The sequence below is a fragment of the Stutzerimonas stutzeri genome (assembly GCF_002890915.1).
In the GTDB taxonomy this organism is placed as follows: domain Bacteria; phylum Pseudomonadota; class Gammaproteobacteria; order Pseudomonadales; family Pseudomonadaceae; genus Stutzerimonas; species Stutzerimonas stutzeri_AF.
On the sequence record NZ_POUT01000001.1, the window covers coordinates 566,008 to 586,007 of the forward strand.

At 66.7% G+C, this 20,000-nt stretch carries 18 protein-coding genes and 1 riboswitch; of the genes, 8 read left to right on the forward strand and 10 right to left on the reverse strand.

Features of this window, described 5'->3' with window-relative positions; all coding sequences use genetic code 11:
- Positions 1–75: 75 nt before the first annotated feature.
- The 10 genes from CXK94_RS02690 to mdcA all read right to left on the reverse strand — a co-directional run bounded on the left by CXK94_RS02690 (position 76) and on the right by mdcA (position 9,180).
- Positions 76–1,335 carry a D-amino acid dehydrogenase gene (locus CXK94_RS02690; protein ID WP_102893169.1) on the reverse strand — a complete coding sequence of 420 codons (1,260 nt, stop codon included), beginning with the start codon at positions 1,333–1,335 and terminating at the stop codon, positions 76–78.
- A 159-nt stretch (positions 1,336–1,494) separates the two neighbouring features.
- A riboswitch (glycine riboswitch) is annotated at positions 1,495–1,582 on the reverse strand.
- Between the two features lie 211 nt (positions 1,583–1,793).
- On the reverse strand, positions 1,794–2,558 hold the full coding sequence (gene madM, locus CXK94_RS02695; protein WP_037044617.1) for a malonate transporter subunit MadM: 765 nt from the start codon (positions 2,556–2,558) through the stop codon (positions 1,794–1,796).
- Positions 2,559–2,563: 5 nt separating this feature from the next.
- On the reverse strand, positions 2,564–2,977 hold the full coding sequence (gene madL / locus CXK94_RS02700; protein WP_037044613.1) for a malonate transporter subunit MadL: 414 nt from the start codon (positions 2,975–2,977) through the stop codon (positions 2,564–2,566).
- Between the two features lie 115 nt (positions 2,978–3,092).
- On the reverse strand, positions 3,093–4,019 hold the full coding sequence (gene mdcH / locus CXK94_RS02705; protein ID WP_102893170.1) for a malonate decarboxylase subunit epsilon: 927 nt from the start codon (positions 4,017–4,019) through the stop codon (positions 3,093–3,095).
- Positions 4,016–4,633 carry a malonate decarboxylase holo-ACP synthase gene (locus CXK94_RS02710; protein WP_037044611.1) on the reverse strand — a complete coding sequence of 206 codons (618 nt, stop codon included), beginning with the start codon at positions 4,631–4,633 and terminating at the stop codon, positions 4,016–4,018. The genes mdcH and CXK94_RS02710 overlap by 4 nt, the downstream gene beginning before the upstream one ends.
- A 70-nt stretch (positions 4,634–4,703) precedes the next feature.
- Positions 4,704–5,489 carry a biotin-independent malonate decarboxylase subunit gamma gene (mdcE, locus tag CXK94_RS02715; RefSeq protein ID WP_037044609.1) on the reverse strand — a complete coding sequence of 262 codons (786 nt, stop codon included), beginning with the start codon at positions 5,487–5,489 and terminating at the stop codon, positions 4,704–4,706.
- Positions 5,486–6,352, reverse strand: coding sequence for a biotin-independent malonate decarboxylase subunit beta (locus CXK94_RS02720; RefSeq protein WP_037044607.1), 867 nt, complete (start codon positions 6,350–6,352; stop codon positions 5,486–5,488). The genes mdcE and CXK94_RS02720 overlap by 4 nt, the downstream gene beginning before the upstream one ends.
- Positions 6,345–6,644, reverse strand: a complete 300-nt coding sequence (locus tag CXK94_RS02725) for a malonate decarboxylase subunit delta (protein ID WP_102893171.1) — start codon at positions 6,642–6,644, stop codon at positions 6,345–6,347. Before CXK94_RS02725 ends, CXK94_RS02720 begins: the two co-directional genes overlap by 8 nt.
- 2 nt (positions 6,645–6,646) lie before the next feature.
- Complete coding sequence (locus tag CXK94_RS02730; protein ID WP_102893172.1) at positions 6,647–7,513, reverse strand: triphosphoribosyl-dephospho-CoA synthase; 867 nt, start codon at positions 7,511–7,513, stop codon at positions 6,647–6,649.
- Positions 7,513–9,180, reverse strand: a complete 1,668-nt coding sequence (gene mdcA / locus CXK94_RS02735) for a malonate decarboxylase subunit alpha (RefSeq protein WP_102893173.1) — start codon at positions 9,178–9,180, stop codon at positions 7,513–7,515. The genes CXK94_RS02730 and mdcA overlap by 1 nt, the downstream gene beginning before the upstream one ends.
- A gap of 265 nt (positions 9,181–9,445) precedes the next feature.
- On the opposite strand from mdcA, the gene tssI reads away from it, so the two are divergent.
- The 8 genes from tssI to CXK94_RS02775 are packed head-to-tail and all read left to right on the forward strand — an operon-like array spanning position 9,446 to position 19,722.
- Positions 9,446–11,500, forward strand: a complete 2,055-nt coding sequence (tssI, locus tag CXK94_RS02740) for a type VI secretion system tip protein VgrG (protein WP_102893174.1) — start codon at positions 9,446–9,448, stop codon at positions 11,498–11,500.
- Positions 11,497–12,345, forward strand: a complete 849-nt coding sequence (locus CXK94_RS02745; RefSeq protein WP_102893175.1) for a DUF4123 domain-containing protein — start codon at positions 11,497–11,499, stop codon at positions 12,343–12,345. Before tssI ends, CXK94_RS02745 begins: the two co-directional genes overlap by 4 nt.
- A complete protein-coding gene (locus CXK94_RS02750; RefSeq protein ID WP_102893176.1) occupies positions 12,342–15,611 on the forward strand; it encodes a toxin VasX in 3,270 nt (1,089 codons plus the stop codon). Before CXK94_RS02745 ends, CXK94_RS02750 begins: the two co-directional genes overlap by 4 nt.
- On the forward strand, positions 15,608–16,558 hold the full coding sequence (locus CXK94_RS02755; protein WP_102893177.1) for a DUF6708 domain-containing protein: 951 nt from the start codon (positions 15,608–15,610) through the stop codon (positions 16,556–16,558). Before CXK94_RS02750 ends, CXK94_RS02755 begins: the two co-directional genes overlap by 4 nt.
- The gene (locus CXK94_RS02760; protein WP_146032294.1) at positions 16,555–16,941 is read left to right on the forward strand and encodes a hypothetical protein; all 387 of its coding nucleotides are present in this window, start codon (positions 16,555–16,557) and stop codon (positions 16,939–16,941) included. The genes CXK94_RS02755 and CXK94_RS02760 overlap by 4 nt, the downstream gene beginning before the upstream one ends.
- Positions 16,938–17,876, forward strand: a complete 939-nt coding sequence (locus CXK94_RS02765) for a DUF6708 domain-containing protein (protein WP_102893179.1) — start codon at positions 16,938–16,940, stop codon at positions 17,874–17,876. The genes CXK94_RS02760 and CXK94_RS02765 overlap by 4 nt, the downstream gene beginning before the upstream one ends.
- Entirely contained in the window at positions 17,873–18,787 is a 915-nt protein-coding gene (locus CXK94_RS02770; RefSeq protein WP_102893180.1) for a DUF6708 domain-containing protein, read from the forward strand. The genes CXK94_RS02765 and CXK94_RS02770 overlap by 4 nt, the downstream gene beginning before the upstream one ends.
- Positions 18,784–19,722 carry a DUF6708 domain-containing protein gene (locus CXK94_RS02775; RefSeq protein ID WP_102893181.1) on the forward strand — a complete coding sequence of 313 codons (939 nt, stop codon included), beginning with the start codon at positions 18,784–18,786 and terminating at the stop codon, positions 19,720–19,722. Before CXK94_RS02770 ends, CXK94_RS02775 begins: the two co-directional genes overlap by 4 nt.
- Positions 19,723–20,000: the final 278 nt, after the last annotated feature.

The window sequence follows — 20,000 nt, forward strand, 5'->3', positions numbered from 1 at the left end:
CACTCGGGCCGGGATGGTCGCCACCACAGCCGGTGGAAGAGGCTTCGCCGTCTTCCACCCTACGCGCATGTCCAGCTAGGCGACGACCGGCTGCCCGGGCGCTACCGGCGCCGGGCGGCCGAGGCTCTGCGTCACCACATCGCCGATCATGTCCGCGGTGATCGCGCTCAGCGTCCAGCCCAGATGGCCGTGGCCGGTGTTGTAGAACACGCACGGCGATTTGCCGCGGCCGACACGGGGCATCATGTTCGGCAGCATCGGCCGCAGACCGGCCCAGGGCACCACGCTGCGGGTGTTGACGCCGGGGAAGCACTGGTTGACCCAGTCCACCAGCGGGCGGATGCGATCGGCGCGAATGTCGCGGTTGTAACCGTTGAACTCGGCGGTGCCGGCGACGCGGAAGCGGTCGTCGCCCAGGCGGCTGCTGACCAGCTTGGTCTCGTCGTCGAGCAGGCTGACGGTCGGCGCCGAGGCACGACTGAGCTCGTCGTTCAGGTTGACGGTGATCGAGTAGCCCTTGACCGGATAGATGTTCACCCGGTCGCCCAGCTGCGCGGCCAGGGCGCGGCTGGCGGTGCCGGCGCAGACCACCAGGCCGTCGAATGCCAGGCGCTCGTCACCCTCGCTGCCGGCCAGCACCACGCTGGCGCCCTTGCCGTCGCTGGCCACCGACTTCACCTCGACGCCGTAGCGGCAGCGCACGCCGAGCCGTTCGATGGCGGTGGCCAGCCCATGGGTGAACTTGTGGATGTCGCCGGTGGAATCGCACTCGGTGTAGTAGCCGCCGTAATAGCTGCCGGCCAGGGTCGGCTCGATGGCGCGCATCTCCTCGGGGGTCACGCTGCGCCGCGGCAGGCCGCCTTCGGCGAGCAGGCGCGAGACCTCAGCGGCATGCTCGAAACCGGCCTTGTCGCGGTAGATGTGCAGGATGCCCTTCTTCTTCAGGTCGAAGTCGATGCCTTCGGCTTCGGCCCAGGCGAACAGGTGCTCGCGCGCGGCGATGGCCAGCCGAGCGGTCTCGACGGTGTTCTGGCGGTAGTTGGGGATCGAGCCGATGAACTCGGCGAACCAGGACAGCTTGTGCCAGCTGGGCTTGGGGTTGACCAGCAGCGGCGCGTCGCTCTTGAGCATCCACTTGAGGCCCTTGACGATCGTCGACCAGTGGTTCCACACCTCGGCATTGGAGGCCGAGAGTTGGCCGCCATTGGCGAACGAGGTCTCCATGGCCGCGTAGCGGTGCTTTTCCAGCAGGGTGACGGCGAAGCCGCGCTTGGCCAGGGCATAGGCGGTGGTGACGCCGGTGATGCCGCCACCGATGACTGCGATTGTTTTCATTGTCGTGCTCCAGAACGTCAGGGGGTCATAGCCCGCGCGCCCAACGCGCGGCGGGCGCCCCCTCTGTTCTGGACCTGAGAGATTCACGAGCCGATACGGCGCTCGCTTGCTCCTTCGGTGCGCCCGGCGACGAAAACCGGGCGGCTCTTCAGAGTTTCAGCGGTGGTAGCGGTCCTTTTGCCTGAGAGTTTCCGGGGCGGTTGCTCCTTCGGCGCTGCCTGACGGCAGTCTCTCCCGCTAGCACATCGATGCGCGTCACTGGCCAGCTGTGGCAAATGGTCGCGCATCGCAGGTGACACCCTGCCAGAAAAAAGCGCCGCTGTAACCCCCCGGCTTTGCTCAGGAGCCAGCCGACGGTCTGACAGGTGGAAAATCGCGTTGCGAGTTTTCCACCCTACGCATACCGGCCGTAGGGTGGAAAACGGCGCAGCCTTTTCCACCGCTTCTTCTTCCGCACCTCAGCCGAGCAGCCCGCGCATGACGAAGAACAGCAGCGACGGGCCGAGCAGGCAGCCGAGGGCGGTGTAGAACGCCGCGGTCAGGCAGCCGTAGGGCACCAGCTTCGGATCGGTGGCCGCCAGGCCGCCGGCGACGCCGCTGGAGGTGCCGATCAGGCCGCCGAAGATCACCGCCGAGCGCGGGTTGTTCAGACCGATCAGCGGGGCGACGAAGGGGGTCGCGATCATCACCAGGATCGCCTTGACCAGGCCGGCAGCAATCGACAGCGCCATCACCTCGGAGCTGGCGCCGATCGCCGCGCCGGTCACCGGACCGACGATGTAGGTCACCGCGCCGGTGCCGATGGTGGTCAGGCTGACCGCATCGGTGTAACCGAAGGCCATGGCCACGCCCACGCCCGCCACGAACGAGGCGAACACGCCGATGAACAACGCCAGCACACCGACGAAACCGGCGCGCTTGAGTTCCTCGACGCTGACGCCGAAACCGGTGGCGACGATGGCGAAGTCACGCAGCATGGCGCCGCCGAGCAGGCCGATACCGGAGAACAGGGCGATGTCCACCAGGCCCTTCTGCCCGCCGGTGACCACGCCGCCGATGTAGGACAGCAGCAGGCCGATGAGGATGGCCACCGCCGAGCCGTGCAGGCGGCCCTTGGTGAGCTTGTCCGACAGCCAGTAGGACAGCCACATGGTCGCGCCGATAAGGGCGAAGCCGCTGATCAGGCCGTAGCCGGAAATCACTTTCATCAGGGACTCGTACATGGCCATTACCCCCGTGCGCTGCTGGTGGCGGGCTTGGCGGCGGCAACCGGCTCGGCCTCAGGCTTTTTTCGGCCGATGCGGTCCAGCACCGGCACCAGGGCGAAAGCCAGGGCCACCGCGGCGACGCCGGCGAGGATCGCCATCGGGCCGCCGGACAGCGCACCGTAGACGTTCTGCTGCGCGGCCATGGCGACCACGATCGGGATGTAGACGGCGCTCCAGAACTTCACGCCCTGTTCGGTCTCGGCCTTGAACAGGCCACGGTTCTTCAGGTAGCTGCCGACGAGGATCAGCAGCACCATGGCGATACCGACGCCGCCGACGTTGGCCGGCACGCCGATCAGCTTGCCGAGCAGCTCACCGACGAAGATGCCGATGAGGGTACACAAGGCCAGGAAGGCCACACCAAAGATGATCATTGTTCTTGTCCTTTTGGGTTGCGCCGGGCCTGCAGAAGGCGTCGGTGCGTGTTGTCGAGGTCGTTGTTGTTATCCATCGATCTGGGCGAAGGCTCGCCCGGGTGCTGCACGCGGTCTATCGGCTCTGGCTGCCCTCCTGACGCAGCAAGGCGTCCAGTGTGTCGAGCCGGGCGCCGTCGAAGGCGACCAGCGTACCCTGTTCGAAAACCCGCCGCGCCAGCCCGGTGAGCACCTGGCCCGGCGGCAGCTCGATGTGCAGGCGCACGCCGCGCTCAAAGGCGGTGCGCAGGGTGCCGTGCCAGTCGACGACGCGGCACATGTTGAAGGCCAGGTCGTCGCGCAGGCGCTCGATATCGAATATCGGGCGTGCAGACGAGCCGCTGAGGTAGCGAATCCGCGGTGCGCGCACCTCCACCTCGGCGAAGGCTTCGGCCAGCGCCCGCGCCGGCTGCTCGAGCAGCACGCAGTGCGAGGGCACGCTCATCGCCAGGCGTCGCGCGCAGGAGGCACCCAGCGCCTTAGCCCGCGCGGCGACCGCGGCCATGGCGGCATCGCTGCCGGCGATGACGAGCTGGTTGTCGGCGTTGATGTTGCCCAGGTGCACCGACCCTTCGGCTTCGGCCAGCAGCTTTTCCACCGTGCCCAGCGCCAGGCCGAGGATGGCGGTCATGCCGTAGCCCTCGGGATAGGCCTGCTGCATCAGCTCGCCGCGCAGGGCGACCAGGCGCAGGGCGTCGGCGAACGTCAGCGACTCGGCGACAACCGCCGCGGCATAGGCACCGATGGACAGCCCGGCGACGTAGTCCGGCCGCTGGCCATCGCGCATCAGCAGGCGCGCCCCGGCGACACCGGCGATCAGCAGGCAGAGCTGCACCGCGCGGGTCGATTGCAGCGCCTCGGCCGAATCGAGCCGCAGCGCATCCTCGCCGAGCACGGCACTGGCCTCGGCCAGGGTCGCGGCGACTTCCGGCGCCTCGGGCAGTCGCCGGAGCATGCCGGGCTTTTGCGCGCCCTGGCCGGGAAAGGCAAACAGGCTGCTCATGCCACCCGCTCCTCTACCCAGGGGTTACCGACCAGGCGCGGTCCTTCGGCGGTCTTGACCAGCACCCGTGCGGCGCCACCGGCCCATTCGCCGAGCGCCACACCGCCCAGCGGGGTTTCCAGTTGCAGGTCGACGCGGCAGGCGCGGCCTTCAAGCAGCTGCAGCAGCGGGCGCGCCTCGCTGCGCGGCAGCGGCCGTTCGGCCCTGAGCAGCAGGTCCAGATCGCTGTCCGGATGCGCCGCCGACAAGCCGGTGGCGAGCTGAAAGCCGGCCGAGCCGGTGACACCCCAGGCATGGCCGAGCGCATCGAGCAGCGGACGCAGGCCTGCCAGCACGCGGAACACCGGCAGGTCCTCGCTGGCGCGACGATCGAGCAGCTGCTCCGGTGTCAGCCGCTGGCTGATCGCGGCGATCGGCATCAGCGCGGCCAGACGCTGGTCTCGCGTGGCGCCACGCAGGCCGACCGCCACCTGCCCTGGCGCGACGACGGCGCGACGCACCACCACCGGCTGGCCGGCGGCGAGCACGGCCACCGCCCAGGCCGGGGCATCGGCCGGCAACTGCTCGGGACGCATACCCCAGAGCAGGTCGTGGGGGCGAGGTGTGTCGTGCATCTACAGCCTCCTCGTGATTGTTGTTGTCGAGTCGCTGACGGGTCCGGCGATACCGCCGCTCAGGTGTTCGCTACCACTGCGCGCGCAACAGTTCGCGCACCCGCGACGACGCCTCGCGATTCGGCGCGCCGAGACGGCCGCGCAGGTCGCTGCTGCCGCCGATGTCCGCGACGGCCTTGGCGAGACAGTCGCGCACACGCCCCAGATCATCCGCCGAGGGCTGTTCGATGCTATCCACGGCGAGGGTTTCCCAGAGCAGGCCGAGGGTCGCGTAGTTGTCGATGTCGTAGGCCATCGGCGGCACCGATTCGGCCAGGGCTTCCAGCTCCTCGACGCTGCGCAGGGTGATGCGCGCCGCGGCGGCCTTGCCCATCGCATGCACCATCACGCCCGGATCGCGCAGGGCGATGATCCGCTGGGCCTGATAGCCATGAGCGAGAAAGGCACCGGACATGGCCTTGCCCACCAGCAGCGCGATCACCGGGTGCCCGGCCAGCCGCGCACGGGCATAGCCGTCCACCGCACCGGCCAGCGCCTGGTGAATGCCCAGCGCCTCCTCGCGGCGGCCATAGGCCTGGCTCGGCACGTCGACCACGGCGACCACCACACGCTTGTCCGCCTTGTCGCGATCGGCCGCGATCACCTCGTCCAGCGCCTGGCCCAGGGCCCAGCCTTCGAGCAGACCGACCTCGCCATTGCGCGCGCGCGGGAAGGGATTCTCGGCGTCCGGCACCACGGCGATATAGCGGGCGGCGCGCTCACCGAGGGTGCCGTCGACCACCTTCACCGAGGCCGGATAGCCCGCCTGTACCTGGCCGCCGGCCAGGGCTTGCAACCAGTTCAATCCACGGCTCATGGGGCATCTCCTTCGTAGAGGGCACGCACGGCGGCGGCATCGAGCTGCGTGCGGGTGTCGACGTCGGCCAGGCGCTGGAGGTACCAGGCGTGGCGGCGGCTGCGCGGCTGCAGCGGCTTGCCGAGGGCGAACAGTTCGTGCAGTTGCGCGCGGATGGCGTCGGTGTCGTCGGCCACGTAGGCGTCCACCAGACCCGAGGCGTAGCGTTGCTCGCCGCCGGTCAGGCTCCAGATGAAGGGGCGGTCGCGCGAGTCGTACTCGTCGAGCCCGGCTTCCTGCTCGATCACCTGCGGGCCGTTGAGGCCGACGCGGGCTTCGCGGGTCACGACCAGGTAGCTGCACAGCCCGGCCGCGATGGACATGCCGCCGAAGCAGCCGACGGAACCGGCGACCACGCCGATCACCGGCTGGTAGTCGCGCAGCTCGACGATGGCCGCCTGGATCTCGGCGATGGCGGCCAGGCCCAGGTTGGCTTCCTGCAGACGCACGCCGCCGGTTTCCAGCAGGAGCACGGCGCGGGTCGGGATGCCGTTGCGGTTGTCTTCGGCAGCCAGTTCCAGCAAGCCTGCGATCTTCGCGCCGCCGACTTCGCCCATGCTGCCGCCCTGGAAGGCGCCTTCGATGGCGGCGATCACCGCCGGCTGGCCGTCAAGGGTGCCCTTGGCGACCACCACGCCGTCGTCGGCCTGGGTGACGATGCCCTGCTTCGGCAGCCAGGGCGAGGTGACGCGAGCGAACGGATCGAGCAGTTCGCGGAAGCTGCCTTCGTCCAGCAGCGCGCGGGCACGCTGGCGGGCACCGAGTTCGACGAAGCTGCGCGACGCGAGTAAACGGGCCACGGTGTTAGCGGACACATCAGTCATGGCCGACCTCCTCCAGTCCCTGCTCCAGGCGCAGACGCACTACGCCGGGCGTGGCCCCGAAATCGTGAATATCGATGTTCAATGCCGGTGGCGTCTCTCCGCGGAACATCCGCTCGAACAGGCTCTTCCAGCGTTGCTCGGCACCATTGACCGAGGTGACGACCTGGATCGCCAGCCTGCCGGCCTGGCCGGGTTCCAGCAGCACTTCCAGATCGCCCGAGCCGACCACGCCGACCAGGGCCTTGCCGCGGGCGGGTTGCCCGGCGGCGAATTCGAAAGACAGGGTTTCCATGTTCAGTTGCTCCCAGTCGGCGCCGGCGCATGCGGCGCCAGGCGGTCGAGGAAAAGGGTGGCGGCCAGGAGATCGGCGGCGCCGCCCGGCGAGGCGTTGAGGGCGAGCATGTCGCGATCGAGCAGACGCAGCTGGCGACGCCCGGCGAGGCTGGCGGCACCACCGGCTTCGAGCACGGCGCGGGCACCGGCCTGCATGCGGGTCAGCCCTTCAAGACCGGCGCGATGCAGCACGCAGGTGTCGGTCAGGCTGCTCATGATCGCCAGCAGTGCGTCGAGCCTGGCGTTCTGCTCGCCGGCGCCGGCGCGGCGACTGGCCAGGAGTTGCGGCAAGCCGTGCTCGATGACCGCGGGAAAGCCGTGCTGCGCCTGTTCGCGGGCGCCGAGCACGCCGTAGCGACGGCAGACCCGCGCGCCGTGGCTGTCCGGGTTGTGCGGCGCGGCCGGGTCGTCCAGCCGCGCCAGGGCGGCCGCGCTGGCGGCGATCCCGGAAGCGCCGCTTTCCAGCATGGCCGCTGCGCTGAGCAGCCCCAGCGCCCAGATCGCGCCGCGATGGGTGTTGACCCCGGCGGTGACGCGCAGCATCTCCGCTTCGCCGTCGCGGCCCAGCTGGCCGAGGGTTTCACGCAGCGCCTGGCTGACCCGACCTTCGCTCCGCGCGGCATCGGCCATGGCGGCGAACGCCGGCCACAGCGACTGCGCCGAGGCGTGCATCAGCCCCAGGTGCAGATCGCTGTGCGCGCCACTGCCGCGCCGGTCGACCAGCCCCGGCTTGGGCGACAGGTCGGCCTCGTCGACCAGCGCCTGCACCGCCAGATCGGCCAGGCGCTCGGCCGCGGACGGCGCCTGTCGTGCAATGAGTGCGCTCATCACCAGCTCCTGAACTTGGCAGGCGGGTTGTAGAGGCCGCCGGACCACTCCACCAGCTCGGCGATGCTCTTGGCGGCGAGCAGCTCGCGGGTGGCGTCGTTGCGACGGATGCCGAGGTCTTCCGGCAGGGCGATCAGCCCTTCGCGGCGCATGCGCTCGGTGTCCTTCGGGTTGTGCCGCAGGCCGATGCTGGTCACGCCGGCCACCGCGGCGATCATCGCCTGGCGTTCCTCCAGCGAGCGGGCCTTGTACAGGTAGGCGATGCCTTCCTCGGTGAGCAGGTGGGTGACGTCGTCGCCGTAGATCATGATCGGCGCCAGCGGCATGCCGCTCTTCTTCGCCACGTCCACCGCATCGAGCTGCTCGACGAAGGTGGGTTTGCCGCCTTCCTGGAAGGTCTCGACCATCTGCACCACGAGCTTCTTGCCGCGCTCGAGCATGGTCACCGGGGCCTCGCCGCCGGGCATGGCCATGTCCAGCCAGGCCGGGGTCGGATGGCGGCGACCGCGTGGGTCGTGGCCCATGTTCGGCGCGCCGCCGAAACCGGCCAGACGCCCGCGGGTGACGGTGGAGGAATGCCCATCACCATCGACCTGCAGGGTGGCGCCGATGAACAGGTCCACGGCATACTGCCCGGCCAGCTGGCACATCATGCGATTGGAGCGCATCGAGCCGTCGCGGCCGGTGAAGAACACGTCCGGGCGCTGGGCGATGTAGTTCTCCATACCCAGCTCGGTGCCGAAGCAATGCACGCTCTCGACCCAGCCAGTCTCGATCGCCGGGATCAGCGTCGGGTGCGGGTTGAGCGTCCAGTTGCGGCAGATCTTGCCTTTCAGGCCGAGGGATTCGCCGTAGGTCGGCAGGATCAGCTCGATGGCCGCGGTGTTGAAACCGATGCCGTGGTTGAGCGACTGCACGTTGTGTTTTTCGTAGATGCCGCGGATCGCCATCATCGCCATCAGCACGTGCACCGGCTTGATGTGGCGCGGGTCGCGGGTGAACAGCGGCTCGATGTAGAAGGGATTGTCCGCCACCACGACGAAATCGACCCAGCTCGCCGGGATGTCCACGCGCGGCAGCTCGTCGACGATCTCGTTGACCTGGACGATGACGATGCCGTCGCTGAAGGCGGTCGGCTCGACCAGCGCCGGGGTGTCTTCGGTGCTGGGGCCGGTGTAGATGTTGCCGTGGCGGTCGGCCTGAAAGCCGGCCACCAGCGCGACGTTGGGGATCAGGTCCACCAAGAGGCGCGAGTAAAGTTCGATGTAGGTGTGGATGGCGCCGACTTCCAGCAGGCCGTCTTCCAGCAGCTGGCTGATGCGCAGGCTCTGCGGGCCGGCGAAGGAGAAGTCGAGCTTGCGCGCGATCTGCCGCTCGAACAGATCCAGATGCTCGGCGCGACTGACGCTCGGCATGATCATGTGCAGGTCGTGCAGCTTGCCGGGGTCGGCCTTGGCCAGGGAGCGGGAGAGGAAGTCCGCCTGCTTCTGGTTGTTGCCCTCGAGCACCACCCGGTCGCCAGGGGCGATCAAGAGTTCCAGGGCCTCGACGATCCGCTCGCTGGGCAGTACCACGCCATCGGCGAGGCTCTGCACCTGATCGAGACGACGGGCCTTTTCGGCTCGACGACGCGACCACTGCGGCGGTGGGGAGATTGTTGTTGTCATGGCGACTCCACAGGTTTTCCGCTTTGTGGAGCGCACAGTAGGGAGGTGACCGGGGGGTCATCAATCAAGCCGACCGGGCGAACGTTACGCCTGGCGTAACGGTCACCCGCGAGCTGGAGCGGCTGCACGAGGACCGGCGCGCTTGAGCCGCGCAAGATCGGGCATTTCTTGACCTGATGCATGCTCTGGAGCCGTGGTTGTTGAACTGGACACCGCCATCGGTCACCCTCCGGCCTTCGCCTAACCCAAGGAAGGAGGCCAAGGCATGCGGGATGCCAACCAGGCGCACATCACCCTCGCCATCGCAAGTCATGAAACCGGCCTGCAGGTAGCAGGCTTCGAAGGCCGGGAGAGGCTCAACCACCCCTATTGCTTCGATATCGAGCTGGTCAGCGAGCGCCCCGATCTCGACCTCGATGCGCTGATCAACCAGCCCGCCTACCTCTCCTTCGGCCCCGGCGGCAAGGGCGTGCACGGCATCGTCTACGGTATCGAGCAGGGCGATTCGGGCAAGCGCCTGACCCGCTACCGCATCGACCTGCGGCCGGCCCTGACCTATCTGGGGCACTGCTTCGACCAGCGCATCTTCCAGCAGCGGACGGTGCCGCAGATCATCGCCGCAGTGCTCGAAGACCACGGCCTGCTCGGCGGCAGCGACTACCTTTTCCAGCTCGGCCCCTACGCCTACCCCGAACGCGATTACTGCGTGCAGTACGACGAGTCCGACCTGCACTTCATCCAGCGCCTGTGCGAGGAGGAAGGCCTCAGCTTCCACTTCCAGCACAGCGCGGACCGCCACCTGCTGGTGTTCGGCGACGACCAGACCGTGTTTCCCCGCCTTGCCCCGCTGAACTACCGGCAGGACAGCGGCCTGGCCGCCGAGCACGAAGTGGTGCGCGCCTTCGGCGTGCGCCTGGAAACCCGCAGCACCCACGCCAGCTGGCGCGACTACGATTTCGAGCAGCCCAGGCTGCAGATGGAGGCGGACTACCGCAGCGAGTTCAGCCCGGCACTGGAGGTATACGACTACCCAGGCCGCTTCACCGACCGCACGCGCGGCAAGCATCTGGCCCGGCGCAGCCTGGAACGCCTGCGCACGGACTATGAACTGGCCGAGGGCCGGAGCGACGCCTTTCTCGCCTGCGGCCACTTCCTCGCGCTCAGCGACCATCCGCGCCAGCAGTGGAACGACCTCTGGCTGCTCAACGACGTGATCCACGAAGGCCGCCAGCCGCAAGTGCTGGAAGAGTCGGCGCCCAGCGATACCCAGCCAGACGACGGCTTCCAACAGGGCTACCGCAACCGCTTCCTCGCCACCCCCTGGGACATCCCCTACCGCCCGCCCCTGAAACACCCGAAACCGAAAATCCTCGGCAGCCAGACCGCCGTGGTTACCGGCCCTCCCGGCGAGGAGATCCACTGCGACCCGTACGGCCGCGTGAAGGTGCACTTCCACTGGGACAGAGAGCACTGGGACCGCGAAGGCGCACGCGACGACAAGAGCAGCTGCTGGCTGCGCGTCTCCAGCAGCTGGGCCGGCGACCGCTACGGCGGCGTCGCCATCCCGCGGGTGGGCATGGAAGTGCTGGTCACCTTCCTCGAAGGCGACCCCGACCAGCCACTGGTCACCGGCTGCCTCTACCACGCCGAGCACGTCGCACCCTACGAGCTGCCGGCGCACAAGACCCGATCGGTGTTCAAGACCCTCAGCTCGCCGGGCGGCGATGGCTACAACGAGCTGCGCATCGAGGACAGGGCAGGCGCCGAACAGATCTACCTCCATGCCCAGCGCGACTGGGACCAGAACATCGAGCACGACCAGAAGATCCGCGTCGGCCACGAGCGCCACGACCGCGTGGAAGCCAACGCCTACAGCGAATTCCAGGCCGAGGAACACCGCACCACCCACGGCAACCGCAAAACGGAAGTCAGGGCCAGCGACCACCTGACGGTGGGCCGCGACCAGCACATCCGGATCGGCAACGGGCAGTTCGTCGAGGCGGGTGACGAGATCCACTACTACGCCGGCGACAAGGTGGTGATCGACGCTGGCACGGAACTCACCGCCGCAGCCGGCGGCAGCTTCCTCAAGCTCGATCCGGGCGGCGTAACGCTGAACGGCGCGGCGATCAAGATGAATTCCGGCGGCACGCCAGGCAAGGGCCCGGGCGCGAAGCCGATCCTGCCGGGACAGACGCGGCCGGCCGATACCGACAAGGCGGGTAATCTGCTGATCCAGGCGCAGGAGCAGGCGCTACGGCGCGCTGCCGTCCAGGCCCAGCCGTTCTGCGCCATCTGCCAGCAGGAGGCCGACCGATGAACCGGACCTATCTGCTGCTCGACGGCGCCCAGATCGAGAACCTGCCGCTACAGCTCCATCAGCTGGAAGAAGCGCCTGCATTGCACCCGCTCTACCGGAGCACCCGCTACGAGCCACTGGCCGATGCCGGCCCGGTATTGATACGGCTCGCTTCCGACAGCCGTCTGGAACGGCACTTCGTCGAACACTGGCAGGCCCGGGCCGGACTGTGGCTGGAGACCGATGCCAGCGAGCCCGAGCTGATCGAGCATCTGCGCAGCCTCGTGCATGCCGACGTACAAGGCGCCACCGTGCTGCTGCGCTACCACGATCCGCGGATCATGCGGCACTGGCTACCCGAGCTGCCGGCGGACGAGCGTGAACGGCTGATGGGCCCGATACTGCGCATGCGTCTCCCCTCGGAAGCAGGCGCCGAGGCGATCGAACTCCAGCGCCGGACACCGTCTCCCGCGGCCCGCTATGACGACACGCCCTGGCTGCATCTGAGCGACGAGCAGACCGCACGGCTCAACCGCGCTCAACTGGAAACCTTCGACCGGCACCTGCTCGCCCATATCGACCAGCACTTTCCCGACTGCCTGGCGGGCAACGATCCTGCCGCACGGCAGGCCTGGGCCATCCGCTGTCGCCAGGGTGCCGGTGCCCATGGCTATGGCGCGGCCGATCAGGTTGCGCAATGGGCCAACCTCTGCGCCGTGCTGGGAGCGGACTTCCCGCACGACCAGGGCCATGAGAACTATCGCCGGATACTCGACACCCCGCAGTTACGCCCCGAGCAATGCCTGGACCATCTGGCACTCGAACTTCAACGGCAATTGCTGATCGACAAGGAAGTCGCCCAATGACCACCGACGCCCAGGACCAGGCGCTGAACCTGGCCGCCGCCAACAAGGCCGCCCAACGGAATTTCTCCCGGGAAGAACTGACCAGCCCGGTTGCCGCCTGCCCGGCCCGCCAGGCGGAAGTCTTCATCGTCCCGACCCGTTATGCACTGGGCGAACAGCCGGCGGAACATGCCTGCGTCCAGCCTGGCACCACGTCGCAAAGCCACCCGATGGCACTGCGCCGCCTGCGCCCCGGCTTCCTCTATCTCTGGCACCACGAAGGCCCTCTGCGTCGCTACGCCGTGGCGAGCGACGGCCTGCTGCTGGAACAGGCCCTGGATGACGACGACACCCTGCCCATGAACGGCCAGTCGGTCGGTATCGCCCTGGACAAACGCCACGACGCCTGGCTGCTGTACAGCGAAATCCCCTTGCCCACCGGGGCTCGCCAGCATCTGGCGGAAAATCCCGGCGAGCGCATGCGTCATATCGCCCTCACGCAAGTGGCCCATAGCCTGGAAGCGCCGCACTGCCCAACCCTCGACAACGCCGACCGGGTACTGGCGGAACTGATGCCCGAAGTGCGCGAAAAAGCCCTGGCCCACGAGCATGCGCGCAACGGCGGCGCCCACCGCGAAGGTGTGGACGCCCTGGGCAGGCGGATGATGGAAGCGCCCAGCGCCGAGAACGTACAGGCCTATGTGGATGCTCGCACCTGGCTGGCCGAGCGCGAACGGGCCGCCGCACGCCATCCCGAAGCGGCACAGCAGGGGCCGGGCGAATGGAGCGCGGTCGCCTGGGACGTCCCCGCCAGCGACGCCTGGCTCACCCGGGCACGTAGCGATGCCGGCGCGCTGCATGCGGTGTTTGCCGCCCTCGACGACGACCTGGGCGTGCTGCGCGACCTCAACCACGAGCAGGAACGCCTGGAGGCTGGCCATGAGCACTGGATCGCCGACAACAACCTGCGCCAGAGCGTCGGTGGCTTCATCCGCAGCCTGATCCGCGAGGACGGCGGCGAAGTGGCCAACCTGCTCAACTACCGCTACCGTGACCGCGATATCCAGATCACCCCCGACCAGGGCGAAACCATCCTGGCCAGCCAGCATCGGCTCGAAGCACTGTTCAGGGAAGAGAGCCGCATCAACCAGGAGCGCGGCCGTCGCTACAACCATGCCCAGGCCGATGCGGAACTGGCCGGGGTACATGCCGAGGTGGCCGCCACCACGGCACCGGTGCGCGGCTTCATACCGCCCGATCTGCACGGAGAAGTCGAATACGTCGTGCGCGAGTACCGCAAGGAAAAGGTCGCCAACCTGGCCGGTGGCCGCGCCCATGCGCAGGTCACCGAGCATATCGACCTGGAACGGCTGGACGCCTGGCTCGACCAGGAGGCCCCAGCCCACTATCGCCAGGTGGAAGAACGCCATCAGGCGCTCTATGCCGACCGCGGCCAGTTCCTGCCCCGCCATGCCTCGGGCACCTGGTTCGTCGACTACGCCGATCCTGCGCACCAGCGCTGGCTCGACGAACTGGCCGACGCCTGCCTCAGCGCCCAGTGCAGCCGCCAGCAAGGCGCCGAACAGTTCGCCGGCTACGTGCGCTCCGACGACCCCGGCAGCCTGCGCCTGGTCTTCCATGCCTGGAGTCCGTCGCTGGAGGCGGCGGTCAACAGCACCAACCGCTTGAACGAACTGGCCGCCGCGCTCAGCCTCGACAACCTGGCCGATACCCGCACGGCACTGGGCAAGACCCTGGACGAAGCCGCCCTGCGCGCCCTGGAGCGGCTCGCCGACGATGTCGAGGGCTACTGGGCCGGAACCGTCTCGCGCCTGGGGGCGGCGCTGCTCGCCGGCAAGACCCAGGCCGGCCTCGCCGGCCAGTGGATGGGCCTGCTGCTGGTGGCGCGCTTCGGCCAGGACTCGCGCCTGGTGCGCGGCCTGGAGAACGGCGTGGAAGTCTGGCGCCTGCTGGGCGAAAAGGCCGACGCCCTGCAACAGTGGACGCGCAATACCGCGCAGGCCATCCGCAGCGGCAACGCCGCCGGCGTAATGCAGTCCCCGGCCGTGAAGAACAGCGGCGGCCTGCTGCCGCTGGCCGCGCTGCTGCTCAACGCCCTGAACGCCAGCAACTACGCTAGCCAGGCCGGCCTGCTCGAAGGGGAAGGCGCCCAGCGCCGTGCCGAACATCTGTCCGCCACCCTGTTCGCCGCCGCGGCCCTGACAGCGGTGGTGCAGAACTGGATGATTATTGGGCGGGGGATGCAGGAACTAACAGCAACACTTCCCTTCAGCCGATCCTTCACGGCTCCAACCCTGACCTTGTTTGGAGGAGTAGTGGGAGGCATATCAGCAGTTGCTGCACGCAACGAACTCGATTCGCTAAAGCTACAAATCGAAAACGCGCAAAGCCGTATCGATCCCTGGCTGGAGACTAGACGACTGGCTGTTACTGGGCAGATGGCGGTTTATGGCGCGCAAAGCCTTCTGGGGCTTGGTCTAACCGGAATGCGCCTGGCCAACAGGATTGACACCCCCACCGCCATCCGCCGCTTCCGATTGGGGATGGGGCCGCTCAATTTGCTGTTGCTGGGGCTGGGCGGGCTCTATCTCTATGCCTGGTCGCGCCAGGCCACGCCCTTGCAGAACTACCTGGCCGGGTGCTGCTGGTCGCGTGGCCGCGCCTACAAGCGCGAAAGCTTGGCTGCGCAACAGCAAGTAGCCGAATTCGAGCAGTTGCTTGCCCTGCTGTATAAACCGCGGCTGGGCCTGCGGACAGAAAGCGTGCGGATCGCCGGCACGGCGGGCGATACCGTCACCCAGGACGGCATCGCCGCCCTGACCCTCGACCTGCCGGGGGCCGATCCCGACAGCGTGCAGGTCGAACTGGCCCTGATCGGCAATCCCACCCCGGCCAGCGCCAGGATATTCGGCGAAGGCACCCGAGGCACGCCGACCGACCTGGGCGCCACCTGGCTCGGCGGCAGCCGCTGCACCTGGATACCGACGGGTGAAGGCCAGGGCCTGCGCCTGAGCGGCGCCTTCGCCCGGCCGTTGACCTGCGCCTCATTGCGCCTGCGCTACCACAGTCCGGTGGCCCTGCTGGCCGGCCTGGAGAACGTGATCGGCGGCCCCCGCGGACTCGCCTACACCCTTGGCCCCAGCGGGCTTCTGACCGACGGCGAAGTGATCGAACTGCGCGCCGACGACCCGACCCCAGAGTTGGATCGCGCCACGGCCCAACGCCTGGACGGCACCGAGCACCTGCAACCCAAGGATTCCGTATGAGCCAACCCGAAGCCGGCACCAGCCGCAAAGGCTTGTTCTCCCGCGACGACTACCTGGCCCCGCCGCATATCCCCACCGGCCAGCCGCCCAGGGATGTGCTCAATACCATCTGGCGCAAGAACGAGGTGTTTCTCGATATCGGCTCCTACAGCATTGGCTCGTTCGTCATGGTGATGTGGCCCCCTCTGTTGCTGTGCCTCTGGCTGATGCCCCCGCTAAAAGAGCTCGATGTTGCTTATTGGTACATTATTTTCTGTCTTGTGATTTTTCCTATCCTGATGCTGCTGTACCTGCTGGTTCAACCTGTCCCCCCCCCCGTACGCTTCAACCGCCAGCGCCGCGAAGTCTGCGTACCACAGAAGGATGGCAGCTACTGGATCGTGCCCTGGGAACAGGTGACCGCCGCCGCCACCGCCGTCTCCTCGGTTGGCCAGCATGGCAAGACCACCCAGGGCATGCTGGTGGTCGGGTTCATCAACCCCGATCCAAATGCCAAGGAGTCGGATAGACACTTCACCCTGGGCTTCAGCTGTGGCGGCGGCACCACCGCCATGCGCCTATGGGAGTGCATGCGCAGCTATATGGAGATCGGCCCGCAGGCTGTTCCTCACTTGAACGACTTGGATAATCTCCATGAAAACTTGGGAGGAAAAGGACCTTTTTGGGGAGCATGGTGGACTTATTACGTGGGTATCAGAGATCACCTCAAGGCTGGTGAATATGGAAAAGCCCTCTGGCTGTGTTTCACCATCTTTGCCTTTGGTGGGCCGTTGATCTTGATGTTGCAACACTGGAAACTTGCCCCTCCGCCCGACTTCACCGATCCCGCCATCATCGTATGGTCGCAGCCCTTGCCACCAGAGCAATGGGCCAAACGCTCTCCCGAACTGGAGCAGGCCATTATCCAGCGCGAAGCCGAACTGGCCAGCGAGCGAACCGCTGCATGAGCCAGCCCGAAGCTGGCGCTCCCCCCACGGTCAGGCTGGGCATGGGGCCGATCAACCTGCTGCTGCTCGGCCTCGGCGGCGCCTACCTCCATGCCTGTTCGCGCCAGGCCACCCCCATGCAGAATTACCTGGCCGGCTGCTGCTGGTCGAAGAACCGCGCCTCGCTGCGCCTGCGCTACCACAGCCCGGTGTCCCTGCTGGCCGGCCTGGAGAACGTGATCGGCGGCCCCCGTGGGCTCGCCTACGCCCTTGGCCCCAGCGGGCTGCTGACCGACGGCGAGGTGATTGAACTGCGCGCCGACGACCCAACCCCGGAACTGGACCGCGCCACGCCCCACCGCCTGGATGGCACCGAGTATCTGCAACCCAAGGATTCCGCATGAGCCAACCCGAAGCCGGCAGCAGCCGCAACGGCCTGTTCTCCCGCGACGACTACCTGGCCCCGCCGCATATCCCCACCGGCCAGCCGCCCAGGGATGTGCTCAATACCATCTGGCGCAAGAACGAGGTATTTCTCGATATCGGTTCTTACAGTATTGGCTCGGCGGTCATGGTGCTATGGCCATGCCTGATGCTCGCTATTCTTATCCTCTGGAACACGGGCGGTTTTGTCGGGCGGAATACTGGGTTGACGATACTGTTTTCCATTATGCTCGGTATCCCCATCCTGATTCTGCTTCATAGCCTGACCCAGCCCGTGCCCCCCCCCGTACGCTTCAACCGCCACCGCCGTGAGGTCTGCGTGCCGCTGAAGGATGGCAGTTACTGGATCGTGCCCTGGGAACAGGTGACCGCCGCCGCCACCGCCGTCTCCTCAATTGGCCAGCATGGCAAGACCACTCAGGGGCTGCTGGTGGTCGGTTTCACCAATCCCGATCCGAATGCCAGGGAGGCAGACAGGCATTTCACCCTGGGCTTCAGTTGTGGCGGTGGTACCACGGCCATGCGCCTATGGGAGTGCATGCGCAGCTATATGGAAATCGGCCCGGAGGCCGTATCCGACAATACCTATCGTCTTAGTCGCAGCAAGAGCATATGGGCCACCTATATCGACGATCTGCTCGAAGCGGCCCAGCGCAAGGGATGGTTTCTAGCGTTGCTATGGGAAGGGTTCTGCGGCCTGATCGTGTTCAACACCCTGCTTATCGACCTGATAGAGCGGAAAAAACTGTCTCCCCCTCCCGACCTGACCGACCCCGCCATCGTCGAATGGTCGCAACCCCTGCCGCCCGAGCAATGGGCCAAGCGCTCCCCCGAGCTGGAGAGAGCCATCGCCGAACGCGAAGCCGAACTGGCCGCCGAACGGGCCACCGTATGAACCAACCCGAAGCCGGCAGCAGCCGCAACGGCCTTTTTTCCCGCGACGACTACCTGGCCCCACCGCATATCCCCACCGGCCAGCCGCCTAAGGATGTGCTCAATACCATCTGGCGCAAGAACGAGGTATTTCTCGATATCGGTTCTTACAGCATTGGCTCGTTCGTCATGGTGATGTGGCCCCCTCTGTTGCTGTGCCTCTGGCTGATGCCCCCGCTAAAAGAGCTCGATGTTGCTTATTGGTACATTATTTTCTGTCTTGTGATTTTTCCTATCCTGATGCTGCTGTACCTGCTGGTTCAACCTGTCCCCCCCCCCGTACGCTTCAACCGCCAGCGCCGCGAAGTCTGCGTACCACAGAAGGATGGCAGCTACTGGATCGTGCCCTGGGAACAGGTGACCGCCGCCGCCACCGCCGTCTCCTCGGTTGGCCAGCATGGCAAGACCACCCAGGGCATGCTGGTGGTCGGGTTCATCAACCCCGATCCGAATGCCAAGGAAGTGGACAGACATTTCACCCAGGGCTTCAGTTGTGGCGGCGGTACCACCGCTATGTGCCTATGGGAGTGTATGCGCAGCTATATGGAGATCGGCCCGCAGGCCGTACCCGATACACGCCTGGGCAAGCGGCCATATGAGGAAACCCAGATAGGCTCCATCGTGACCAGCCTGCGCAAGGGCGATATCAAGGACGTTCTGCATGGTCTGTTCTTCGTGATCTTCCTGGGCACCTACTTCGCCGAGAAACTCCAGAACCTGAAACTGGCTCCCCCTCCCGACCTGACCGATCCTGCCATCGTCGAATGGTCGCAACCCCTGCCGCCCGAACAATGGGCCACGCGCTCCCCCGAGCTGGAGCGAGCCATCGCCGAGCGCGAGGCCGAGCTAAACGCTGAGCGGGCCACCGAATGAGCCAACCCGAAGCCGGCACCAGCCGCAAAGGCCTGTTCTCCCGCGACGACTACCTGGCCCCACCCCATATCCCCACCGGTCAGCCGCCTAGGGATGTGCTCAATACCATCTGGCGCAAGAACGAGGTATTTCTCGATATCGGTTCTTACAGTATTGGCTCAGCCGTGATGGTGATATGGCCGGTATTCCTGATTTTTGTTTTTGCCGTCTACAACGAGAGGAGTGCGGGTGAGTATTTCTGGTGGATGCTCTTGCTGGCTTTTTGCATGGTGGGTATTCCCATCCTGATCTTGCTTCACAGCCTGACCCAACCCGTTCCCCTCCCTGTGCGTTTCAACCGTCAGCGCCGCGAAGTCTGCGTGCCACAGAAGGATGGCGGCTACTGGATCGTGCCCTGGGAGCAGGTGACCGCCGCCGCCACCGCCGTTTCCTCGATCGGCCAACATGGCAAGACCACCCAGGGGCTGCTGGTGGTCGGCTTTACCAATCCCGACCCGACTGCCAGGGAGGCAGACAGGCATTTCACCCTGGGCTTCAGTTGTGGCGGCGGCACCACGGCCATGCGCCTATGGGAGTGCATGCGCAGCTATATGGAGATCGGCCCGGAAGCCGTATCCGACAATACCTATCGTCTTAGTCGCAGCAAGGGCATATGGGCCACCTATATCGACGATCTGCTCGAAGCGGCCCAGCGCAAGGGGTGGTTTCTAGCGTTGCTATGGGAAGGGTTCTGCGGCTTGATCGTGTTCAACACCCTGCTTATCGACCTGATAGAGCGGAAAAAACTGTCTCCACCACCCGACCTGACCGATCCTGCCATCGTCGAATGGTCGCAACCCCTGCCGCCCGAACAATGGGCCAAGCGCTCCCCCGAGCTGGAGCGAGCCATCGCCGAACGCGAAGCCGAACTGGCTGCCAAACGGGCCACCGCATGAGCCAACCCGAGGCCGGCACCAGTCGCAAAGGCCTGTTCTCCCGCGACGACTACCTGGCCCCGCCGCATATCCTCATTGGCCAGCCGCCAAAGGCCCGCATTTACTAGCCCGGCGGTTCTGCTGGCTGGGAATAGAGCATGCGACCGGAAGCCCGAGCGGGCTCACCCGCACTCTTGGCCTCAGTAGGCTGATCAGCGACGGTGATGTGATCGCGTAGCGCACCAATTACCCGACCCCGGAATCGGACGCGCTACGCCATTGGCAAGGCGGCGCGCCTG